Source organism: candidate division TA06 bacterium (genome assembly GCA_016208585.1).
Taxonomy (GTDB): Bacteria; Edwardsbacteria; AC1; order AC1; family EtOH8; genus UBA5202.
Genome location: JACQXR010000080.1, coordinates 1 through 7,927, shown reverse-complemented (window position 1 = coordinate 7,927; position 7,927 = coordinate 1). Strand labels below are relative to the sequence as shown.

The following is a 7,927-nucleotide window of genomic DNA, read 5'->3' as shown; positions in this document are numbered from 1 at the left end:
TGCCATCAAACGACGAGCCCGTTCGTTCAAGTGGGGCCAGATACGCGCAAATTGTTCTTCGAGTCGGACATTGTTTTTCATGCCCAACATTATAGCACAAAATAAACTACTTGTAAAGGTTATTTATTAACGCTTCCTTACAATAGGGATCTGTCAATAGATTCTTACCCCCTGATAAAGAAAAAAGATTTTTTTTCAACAGGGCATCGAGATCAACGGGAGGAATCATCAGAAATCTTTTATCGAGATTCGGGACTTTCTCTTTGGCCAATTGCCAAGGGGTCTTGTTCTCCTTGTAAGTGTTGGGTCTTTCCATGTTGCAGAAAAGCCGATAAGAGCGGCTCTTGTCCATAAAATCCTGCCGGTCGCTGAAATCTTCGATCTCATAGAATTCGACCTCGCTAATGTTGTGAACAGTCTCGACGTCGGCTTGCATCCAGGGGCGCCGGGGAAGATCGTTTGGTGGCGGCCTCCGGGGAGCGCTTCGACGGCCAGGGTATAACCGGATGGCGATTTGCTGTTCCAGCTGCCGATGTACTCTGAGCCATTGTCGGTTTGACGTATGATGACCTCTGGCAGGACGTTGAACTCCCTCAACCAATGGTTGATGTATTGGGCGAACAGGGTGGCGGGGGTTAGCGATCGCTCACTGGATGCCGCAGCTGACCTCCCGCAGGGTGTACTGGGCACTGGGGAGATGGTGTTGTTTCATGGCCGGCCAGTATTCAGGGATATCGATCAGATCCTTGGTGTCCTCGCAACTCATCTGGAAGAGTTGAAATTGCTTTTTGACCTCCCGGAGGTTGTTTTTGGTAACGTGCTTCTTTCGCCGTTTGCGGGAAGAGACGTTGTGTTTTCGCCAAATCCTACGGATGGTTATTGGAGAAATTGACAAGTTCTCCAAGGTATGGATTTGTTCTGCGCCCAGCCGTTTGCACTTTTTCTTCAACGCCACGATTCGTTTCTGCAAGCGCATAGGCGTGGTCCGGGGCGAATGGTGTGGCCTGCGTGAATGGTCGCCCAGCCCCTGATAGCCGTCTCGTTCGAATCTGGCCTTCCAATTGCGGACCGCCGGAGGGCTGGTGTGAAAGGCCCGGGCCGCTGGCTTTACACCGTGAGCGACGGCGTAGGTCACCATCTGATATCGGAGTTGTCGTTTGTCTTTAGAGTTTTTCATCTGCTGGGTATAGGTTATTGGGCACATGACTTGCTTCCTTCTTATTGATTGAAGGAAGTTATAACAGATCAGGCGCCCGCTTGTCTATAGTTAAGTTAGCGCCGTGGTTTGTGTTTTAGCGCCTTCCGTAAACGGTCAAATGCTTGGTTGCTCAGGCATAGCAGTTTCTTCAACCTTGACCGCTCCTTCAGGGGGTAACGATCTATTATATCATTCCCAATCAACTTGCTTTTTTGCTTGACTTTAGGGACCTTTTAATGGTATCTTAATTTGTTGTGTTCTACAACTTATGTAATGCTTTTTTATTTTCTACAGGGTTGGCCACAGAAAGCACAAAAATCACAAAGCAATAATTGATAATGCAGAGAGGTCTCTCGTTTTTGCGCGTTCTGTGCCCCTTCGGCAGAGTTTACACTGAGCACTTGGACTCGGCTCAGTGTAAACCAGGCTTGCGGTGAGCAGTTCGGCAAGATCACTGTACCACCTGTCGAACCCGCCGAAGTGCTCAGGGCAAGCTTTTTGTGGTTAAAAAGTCACTAACATCTAATGGCGGCCAATGTTAGAAAAAACCATCTTTGAACTGTCTTCTTCCGGCCGGCAAGGCCATGCTTTGCCCCAATGCGACGTGCCGGAAGAACCCATCGATTCCCTGATCCCTAAAAACCAGCTGCGCGCCCGGGATCCCGGACTGCCCCAGGTTTCGGAGATCGACGCCTTCCGGCATTTCGTCCGGCTGTCCACTCTGAACCATCACGTGGACAAGGGCTTTTATCCTTTGGGATCCTGTACCATGAAGTACAACCCCAAGGTCAACGAGGACCTGTCCCGCCTGCCGGGCTTCACCGGGACCCACCCGCTCCAGGATTCAAGCGACCTGCAGGGCGGTCTAAAACTGATGAAGGAACTGGGCGATCACCTCTGCCAGATCTCCGGTCTGCAGACCGTCACCCTGCAGCCGGTGGCCGGGGCCCACGGCGAACTCACCGCGATGATGATGGTCCGGGCCTGCCACACCAAGCGCGGCAATCCCCGCTCCATCATTCTGATCCCCGACTCCGCCCACGGCACCAATCCCGCTTCGGCCACTATCGCCGGATACCGGTCGCTGACCATCAAGTCCAACAGCGACGGGCTGGTCGATCCCGAGGGCCTGAAGGCGCACATGAACGCCGAGGTTGCCTGCGTAATGCTGACCAACCCCAACACGCTGGGGCTGTTCGAGCGGAACATCGCGGCTATTGCCAGGATTGTGCACGCCGCCGGGGCGCTGTTATACATGGACGGGGCCAACCTGAACGCCATGATGGGCATCGTCCGGCCGGGCGGCATGGGCGTGGATCTGATGCACTTCAACCTGCACAAAACATTCTCCACTCCCCACGGCGGCGGCGGGCCGGGCGGCGGCGGAGTGGCCTGCACCAAGGAACTGGAGCCTTTCCTGCCGGTGCCGGTGATCAGGGAACATGGATCTGATGACAGGAGTTTGGGGAATAAGTATTATCTCGACTACGACCGGCCGGACAGCATCGGCAAGGTGCACAGCTTCTTCGGCAACTTCGGGGTGATGGTCAAGGCCTACGCCTACGTCCGGATGCTGGGGGCCAAAGGCCTGCGCCGGGCCTCGGAGAACGCCATCATCAACGCCAATTACGTCATGCGCTCGCTGGAAGGCATATACGACCTGCCCTACAAGGCCCACTGCAAGCACGAGTGCGTCTTCTCCGGCTTAAAATTCCGGGACAAGGGAGTTAAGACTTTAGACATCGCGAAAAGGCTTTTGGACTACGGCTATCATGCGCCCACTATCTACTTTCCGCTGATCGTGTCCGAGGCCATCATGATCGAGCCCACCGAGACCGAGAGCCAGGAGACCTTAGACGAGTTCATCGCGGCCATGAAGAAGATAGCGGTTGAGATCGAGACCAACCCCGAGTTGGTCAAGAGCGCGCCCCACAATACGCCTATCGGGCGGCTGGATGATGCCAAGGCGGCCAAAGAGCCGAAGCTGTGTTACCGCGGGGAGTGCCTGTAAATGAACACCAACGGTTTGAAACAGTTCGAACCGTTTGAAACGGCTTGAAAAGTTCAAAAGATTTGAAAGGTGCAGTATGTTGAACGCAGAACAAATATTATCAATTCTTACCCAAAACATCAGTTCGTTGAAGCAATACGGTATTCATCGCATAGGACTGTTCGGGTCATTTTTGAGAAACGAACAAAACGAGGACAGCGATGTCGACTTGCTGGTAGAGTTTGAACCGGGCCGTAAGACCTTCGACAATTATATGGACCTCAAGTTCCAGCTCGAGCAGTTATTGCGCCGGCCGGTAGATATGGTGATTCCGGAGGCGGTCAAGCCGAGATTGCAGCAACATATTTTAGGCTCGGTGCGGTATGCCGCGTGACCATCGCGCTTATCTTGATGATATTTTGGAGGCTATCCAAAGGATAGAGCAATATACCGCTTCCGTTACCATGGAAGGCCTGAAGGCGGACCAGCTCGTCCAAGACGGTGTCGTCCGTAATCTTGAGATCATCGGTGAAGCGGTAAAAAAGCTGCCGGAGGAATTGAAGAATCTTCAGCCGGAGATCGAATGGCGCAAAATTGCAGGATTGCGGGATATCCTGGCGCACGAATATTTTGGCATCGACGTGGAGATCATCTGGGACGTGGTAAAACAGAAATTGCCTGCGCTAAAGGCTGCCGTCAACAATTTGTTGTCAGACAGTCAATGAAACGGCCGGGTCCGTGCCCCACAACCCGCCCATCGGGCGGCTGGACGATGCCAAGGCCTGTCCTGAGCCACCGCATCCTGCGGGGTAAACTTGCCGAAGGACGGCCAAGGATCAGAAGCTGAGATACACGGGCGAGTACCTGTAACGGACAACTAACGGTTTGAAACAGTTCGAACCGTTTCAAACAGTTTCAAACTGTTAACAAGCCCCGGTAGACTTATAGAATGTCCCGGTAAACCTCTGACAGGCCCCGGCAGACTTCTACCAGGCCCCGGTAGACCTTTACTATGCTCTGGTAGACTTGTACCAGGCCACGGTAGACTTATATTTGGCCTTGGTAAACCTCCGATAGACCCTGGTAAACCTTTATCCGCCAAAGGCGGACATAAATACGCCTTTAGCGCGCGTTGGCAGAGCATGTAAACCATTTAACCAAACAATAGGGAGGGGAAAGCCATGTCCAAAAAACCTCTGGTTCTTACCATTGCCCTGCTGGGCCTGTGCGGCATAGTGCAGGCGCAGGACAGCTCCAATGTGCGGACAGTTGGTTATTACGACACTCCGGGGTATGCCCGTGGAGTTGCGGTGTCCGGCAGTTACGCCTATGTGGCGGATGGGGATTCAGGGTTGCGGATAATAGATATAAGCGATCCGTCGAGTCCAACCGAGATAGGTTACTATCGAAGTTGGATACAACGATACGCCATCCGATGTTGAAGGGATAGCTGTCTCCGGGGAATATACCTATTTGGCAGATTATAATTACACAATGTTCATCATCGATGTCAGCAACCCTCTAAATCCAACCATTACTGGTTATTGCGATACGGGTGGTAACGCCTATGACGTGGCCATTTTCGGTGGCTATGCATATGTATCTACGCGTCAATCGGGCTTACGGATTATGACATTACTAATCCCTCAAACCCAATAGAATCGGGCTATTATCTTACTGCGTTATATGCTACAGATGTGGCCGTATCAGGTTATTATGCCTATATAGCAAATTGGGATTCCGGGTTGAGGATCATTAACGTCAGCAATCCGGCCAGCCCTAACGAAGTTGGTTATTATAACACTCCAGGCAATGTCGGTGGCGTGGCAGTGACCGGTGGCTATATTTATGTTGCGGATGGAGCTAACGGTCTTAGGATATTACAAGGCTACGGACCAGCGGGTGTGGAGTCCGACCCATTGCAAAATGCAAATTTCAAAGTTCAGAATGTAAAATTACGGGTTTACGGCAGCACCATTGAATATTCCATTCCCCAGGGCGGGAATACTTCTCTAAAAGTCTACAACCTTTTGGGCCAGGAGGTCAATACTTTGATCCGGGAGAACAAAACAGCAGGGAGCTATAAAATCAACTGGGATGGCCGGGACCAAAGCGGCCGCAGGGTTTCCAGCGGGGTGTACCTGGTTCATTTAAAATCAGGCACACAATCGGCCACGGCTAAAATGCTGGTGGTGCGGTAAAACCCTTCAACCCTGCGAGGTTTCCCAATTTGAATTTTCACCGGCGCGGCCAAAGTGCGCGATTTCCAAACCTTGGGTTCAATCGGATATAAAGTATTTTGAAAATAAATTTAGGAAGGAACGGCAATGGCTGAAGAAGTATCTCTAAAAAGCTCCAAGGTCGAGATCCTGAAGGCATACAACGATCTGCTCAAGCAGGTCAAGGAGGAAAAGTCGACCGACAAACGCGAACAGAAGGCGCGGGCCGAAAAACACGAATTGGTGCAAAAAGCTGGCGGTCTGACCATGGATTCCATCGTCGGCAGCCTGGCAGCCGTCAAGCTGGAGGTCGGCAAGGCCTTCGACCAGATCGAAGCAAAATTGCTGGAGAATCACAAGGAGTTGGATGGTTTGGAAAAGGCCATAGCCGTTGAAAAAGAAGGCCTTGAGCAAATCCATGAGATAATGGCAGAGGCCGACAGCCTGGCGGCCTTGATCAAAGCCCAGCAGGAGAAGAAACGCGATTTCGAACAAGAGATGCGGCAGGCCGAGCAGTCGTTCGATGAAAATATGGAAGAAAAGCGGATAGCCTGGAAACAGGAAGAAGAGCGGACGGCCCAGTTAGTCAAAGATCGGAAGTTGCAAATTGAAAAGGAGCGGAAACAGGAGGAGGAGGAATTCATTTATCAGCGCGATCGCCAGAGGAAGCTGGAGCAGGACGCTTACGAAGCCGGGAAAGCGGCGTTGGAAAAAGAAATTCTGGAAAAACGGGAGGCTTTTGAGCGGGATCTCAAGGCGCGAATGGAGGCCGTGGCACTGAAGGAAACTGAGTACGCCGAGCTTAAGGCCAAAGTCGAGGCATTCCCCGCCGAACTGGAAAAACGGATGGCAGAAGCGGGGTCCAAAGCCGTAACTGAGATCGAGCAACGGTATCAACATGAAATCAGCCTGCTGAAAAAAGAGATGGAAAGCGAGCAGAAACTTCATCAACAGATGGTTTCCATGCTGGAAGCAAAAATCAAGGAAAATGACGCCCATTTGGCTCAATTGACGGCCAAGGCGGATACGGCCGGCAAGCAGGTGCAGGAGATCGCGGTCAAGGCGATCGAGGGCGCGGCCAAATCGTCCCAGATCACGCGGGAGATCTATCAAAAAGTGCAGGAGAAGGACAAATAGGCAGGCGGCCTGGCCTAGAATAGCGGCCGCGGCCGAGTTAGTCAAAAGCGCGCCCAATAACACGTCCATCGGAAGGCTGGATGATATGCCGGTGAGCAAGGCTGAAACGGTCAAAGTCGAAACTCATTAAGATTCAATAAAAGTACTTTTATGCAAAAAAGGCGGCCTTCTATGTTAGGCCGCTTTTTTCAGTGATTTCTAAACTGAATAATATTGACTAATGATAGATATTTTGTTACACTATTAATGAGGGCGGTTAATAGATTGCATTTATCACGCATGATGTTGACAACAATGTATCATTGCGGCTTCTTGTCATACCTGCCCCGCATGTCATTCCTGCGAAAGCAGGAATCCAGAGGGATAAACCCTGAGCCTGCAAGGCACGCCAGCCTTACCCAGGGCAGGCTTCCAGCAGGTATCCAGAAGGATTACACTGGATTCCCGCCTGGCCCCCGCCTGCGTGCCGAAACAACTACGGCGTGCAGGCACAGCCCCGCTTAAGCGGAGCCTCGCCTTCCTCCTTCGTTTCTACTTCCGCCTATGTTGCTACTACGGCGGACAAGTCGGCGTGGCGCGGGAATGACAAAGTAACGCAATCAAACGGTATGGTATGCAATCAATATCCCGCTCTGGTTAATAAATAGCGCAATAAAGGAGTTGAAATAAAACATGAAAAAAACAAATTCCCCACAAGTAAGGGACGCTATAAAATACCGGCCGGGTGAAATGCAATTATTATTAAACAGCGCAATTTATAAAAAATTAAACGACGGCACGTGGTTTGCTGAAATTCCAAGTTGTAATGGTGTCTGGGCAAACCATACCGATAAACACGAGTGCGAAAAAGAATTGAGGGAGGTCTTGACGGAGTAGCGAAGGTTGAAACAACCTGTAAAATCACGGCGCCGGGCATCGGCGGCATAATATGCCGGGCAAGATTAAACGAAGGGAATTGATACGCGGGCTGGGCTTGTTCGGTTTTACCGGTCCCTATCCGGGGGCAAGCATTAATTTATGATAAAAGGCGAGCTTAAGTTGCGTGTGCCAAATCCACATGGTTCAGGTGACATTGGAATTGACCTATTAAGGCAAATCTTGCGACCAGCTGGAATATCTTTGGTAGAATGGGACAGTAAAGTGAAATGATTTTTAGTAGTTATAAGTAATGGTTGCTCCAAGAAAGACCGTTCCTCAATTGGAGGGAACGGTCTTTCTCTTTTACGAAAAATAGAAACTGCCATTAGTAGCTGTAAATAAATAAGCTTTACAAGTTATTATTGAGGCTCGGGTAAATTGTATAATTCCATTCTCCATGAAATCTTTCGGGCTTAAGGTTGACCCGGGCAATTTCTTCATTTGATATTTTGCGTCCGACGGGAT

10 protein-coding genes are annotated in these 7,927 nt (G+C 50.9%); 8 read left to right on the top strand and 2 right to left on the bottom strand.

Features of this window, described 5'->3' with window-relative positions:
* Window positions 1–106 precede the first annotated feature (106 nt).
* Window positions 107–436, bottom strand: a complete 330-nt coding sequence (locus HY768_06140) for a hypothetical protein (GenBank protein MBI4726788.1) — start codon at window positions 434–436, stop codon at window positions 107–109.
* A 210-nt stretch (window positions 437–646) separates the two neighbouring features.
* Window positions 647–1,204, bottom strand: coding sequence for a helix-turn-helix domain containing protein (locus tag HY768_06135; GenBank protein MBI4726787.1), 558 nt, complete (start codon window positions 1,202–1,204; stop codon window positions 647–649).
* A gap of 529 nt (window positions 1,205–1,733) precedes the next feature.
* Here HY768_06135 and gcvPB point away from each other — a divergent pair.
* The 8 genes from gcvPB to HY768_06095 all read left to right on the top strand — a co-directional run bounded on the left by gcvPB (window position 1,734) and on the right by HY768_06095 (window position 7,420).
* Entirely contained in the window at window positions 1,734–3,209 is a 1,476-nt protein-coding gene (gcvPB, locus tag HY768_06130) for an aminomethyl-transferring glycine dehydrogenase subunit GcvPB (protein ID MBI4726786.1), read from the top strand.
* Window positions 3,210–3,285: 76 nt separating this feature from the next.
* Window positions 3,286–3,582, top strand: coding sequence for a nucleotidyltransferase family protein (locus HY768_06125; GenBank protein ID MBI4726785.1), 297 nt, complete (start codon window positions 3,286–3,288; stop codon window positions 3,580–3,582).
* On the top strand, window positions 3,572–3,913 hold the full coding sequence (locus tag HY768_06120) for a DUF86 domain-containing protein (protein MBI4726784.1): 342 nt from the start codon (window positions 3,572–3,574) through the stop codon (window positions 3,911–3,913). The genes HY768_06125 and HY768_06120 overlap by 11 nt, the downstream gene beginning before the upstream one ends.
* A gap of 456 nt (window positions 3,914–4,369) precedes the next feature.
* Window positions 4,370–4,630, top strand: coding sequence for a hypothetical protein (locus HY768_06115; GenBank protein ID MBI4726783.1), 261 nt, complete (start codon window positions 4,370–4,372; stop codon window positions 4,628–4,630).
* Window positions 4,631–4,661: 31 nt separating this feature from the next.
* On the top strand, window positions 4,662–4,847 hold the full coding sequence (locus HY768_06110; GenBank protein MBI4726782.1) for a hypothetical protein: 186 nt from the start codon (window positions 4,662–4,664) through the stop codon (window positions 4,845–4,847).
* A gap of 38 nt (window positions 4,848–4,885) precedes the next feature.
* A complete protein-coding gene (locus HY768_06105) occupies window positions 4,886–5,389 on the top strand; it encodes a T9SS type A sorting domain-containing protein (protein MBI4726781.1) in 504 nt (167 codons plus the stop codon).
* A 126-nt stretch (window positions 5,390–5,515) separates the two neighbouring features.
* Window positions 5,516–6,544: a hypothetical protein gene (locus tag HY768_06100; GenBank protein ID MBI4726780.1), complete on the top strand. Its 1,029-nt coding sequence runs from the start codon at window positions 5,516–5,518 to the stop codon at window positions 6,542–6,544.
* Between the two features lie 672 nt (window positions 6,545–7,216).
* Entirely contained in the window at window positions 7,217–7,420 is a 204-nt protein-coding gene (locus tag HY768_06095) for a hypothetical protein (protein ID MBI4726779.1), read from the top strand.
* The last annotated feature ends 507 nt before the right edge of the window (window positions 7,421–7,927 follow it).